The sequence below is a fragment of the Dethiosulfatibacter sp. genome, from assembly GCF_983023055.1.
Genome location: NZ_CEZJXU010000416.1, coordinates 1 through 2,294, shown reverse-complemented (window position 1 = coordinate 2,294; position 2,294 = coordinate 1). Strand labels below are relative to the sequence as shown.

The window sequence follows — 2,294 nt, the reverse complement described above, 5'->3', positions numbered from 1 at the left end:
GTGTGTCTATTTCCCCCTTCATGTACTTGTCAATGGAAATAGGCCTGTAGTTATGTTCATAAAGATAATCAAGGTCCTGTTTGAAAGACTCAACGGATATTTCATATTCTGCCTCATCATCATCAATACTGTGGTACATCAGTACCATGACCCTTCCTGCCTCGTTAGGCTCCAGAGAAAAGTCTACATTAATTTCACCAACCTCCTGATTCTGGCCATTTTCACCTTTAGAAGCATTGTCCTTGATTTCTTCTCCATCACCTTTTATTTCTTCCTTCAAGTCACCGTCTGTTGTATCGTCCCCACCATTTTCAATGACCGTTTCATCTCCAGTTTCATCTAATATATCATCCTCCGGAGTATTTCCAACTCTACTGCATCCTGTTACGAGTAATAGTGCACACAATAAAATTAAAATTTTGATTTTTTTCATAATATCACCCCTTTTTTTCATTGTAATATATTTTCAGGAATTTATCCATATGATAATCAATTATTTATAATAAATTCATAAACAAAATACTATAAATAATAGAAAAAGCCCATTAATGATGTTATAATACTTGTCAGGTGGTGATATTTTGTTTGACAGCGGCACTAAACTAGCTCAGATAAAACTTAAATTATTATATATACTGAAATCCATAAATACTTCAATCGACCATGTAGACTTGACAAATTATATAGTGGAAAACAACCATATGGACTATTTTACACTCCATGAACTTTTAAACGACTTAAAAAAAGACGAATTTCTAGATATAGAACACATACTCAACAAGGAGTGCTATAAACTTACGAAGCTAGGTTCAGAATCCGTTGAAATGTTTAACGACAAGATTCCACAGAGCTTTAAGAATGAGGTTTTAGATTCTTCAAAATATCTAAGAAAAGAAATAAAGAAAAAGAGTGACCTTCTGGCACATTATTTTGACAGGAAGGACGGCAGCTATACAGTAGTTATGCAGGCTTCTGAAAAGACTGTAACTGTTTTTAATCTTTCAGTCAACGTCCCTTCAGAAAGTCTTGCAAAAAAAATAGTAGCAAAGTGGGATAAAAATCCTGAAGAAATTTATTCTGAAATAATAAAAATAGTAATGAGGTAAAAATGTCTGAGAAACTAATCATATATACTGACGGGGCCTGTTCTGGTAATCAAAGCAGTACAAATATTGGCGGTTGGGGAGCAATCCTCATGTACAGGGGCCATGAAAAGGAAATCTTTGGAGGCACCAAGAATACAACAAACAACATAATGGAAATGACAGCCATAATTGAAGTACTTAAAACGGTTAATAACAAGGATCTTGAAACAGAAATATATTCCGACTCTGCATATATTGTAAACTGCATCAACCAGAAATGGTTTGTGAACTGGAGAAAAAACGGCTGGAAGAATTCAAAAAAACAAAGTGTAAAAAACAAGGAACTTTGGATTGAAATGCTTAAACTTTTGGAATCCTTTGTAAAGATTAAATTGATAAAGGTAAAGGGCCATGCTGGAATCGAATACAACGAAAAAGCAGATGAACTCGCAAATAAAGGGATTGAAAGCGTTAGATAAGCTTCAATCCCTTTGTTTTTAGTTTATGCGGCTAACGCTCAATTTTACTAAAAAATGACCTCCCTGGTCATTTTTTCTATTGCATCATTTATTAATGCATCAACATCAAGATGGCTCTCAGATTCTAAAATCTTGTTTATCTTAGGCTTTGTTTGCGGATGCTTTGGTGAAAATACCGAACAGCAATCTTCATAGGGTTGAATTGAATCTTCATAGGTACCTATATTTCTTGCTATATCTATTATTTCCGTCTTGTCCATTCCAACAAGTGGTCTCAATATTGGAAGCTCTACTGAAGAATCTATTACTCTCATTGATTTTGCAGTCTGGCTTGCAACCTGACCAAGACTTTCACCGGTAATAAGAAAATCCAAATCCCTATTTTCTGCAATCTTTTCACCAATTTTCATCATAAACCTTCTGGCAATGATGGTGATTTGATCATCAGGACATTTTTCCTTAATTTCCTTATATATATCTAAAATATTAACATAGTAAAGCTCTATCTTACCACAAAAAACAGACAATCTTTCAGTGAGCGTCTTTACCTTGTCATTAGCTCTCTCACTTGTAAATGGATATGCATGGAAGGTAACACAGCTAATCTTGACTCCTCTTCTCGCCATCATATAGGATGCCACCGGGCTATCAATTCCTCCTGAAAGAAGAACTAAACCTTCACCATTTGACCCTAGAGGCAGTCCACCTGTACCCTTGACTCTTTCGGTGA

Annotated in this window: 3 protein-coding genes and 1 pseudogene; 2 read left to right on the top strand and 2 right to left on the bottom strand. The window is 35.0% G+C overall.

All coding sequences use genetic code 11. The features are described from left to right. A pseudogene (locus tag AC3AX0_RS11825) lies at positions 1–433 on the bottom strand (hypothetical protein); the annotation flags it as partial. Between the two features lie 148 nt (positions 434–581). Between AC3AX0_RS11825 and AC3AX0_RS11820 the strand changes: the two are divergent. Together AC3AX0_RS11820 and rnhA are read left to right on the top strand one after the other, a co-directional pair. Further along, positions 582–1,106, top strand: coding sequence for a DUF4364 family protein (locus AC3AX0_RS11820; protein ID WP_487550484.1), 525 nt, complete (start codon positions 582–584; stop codon positions 1,104–1,106). A gap of 2 nt (positions 1,107–1,108) precedes the next feature. Continuing rightward, positions 1,109–1,564 (top strand): ribonuclease HI, encoded by a 456-nt coding sequence (rnhA, locus tag AC3AX0_RS11815; RefSeq protein ID WP_487550483.1) that lies wholly within the window; start codon positions 1,109–1,111, stop codon positions 1,562–1,564. A 47-nt stretch (positions 1,565–1,611) separates the two neighbouring features. Here rnhA and AC3AX0_RS11810 read toward each other — a convergent pair. Beyond that, positions 1,612–2,294: tRNA sulfurtransferase (locus AC3AX0_RS11810; RefSeq protein WP_487550482.1), on the bottom strand; the 683-nt coding region annotated here is incomplete at its 5' end.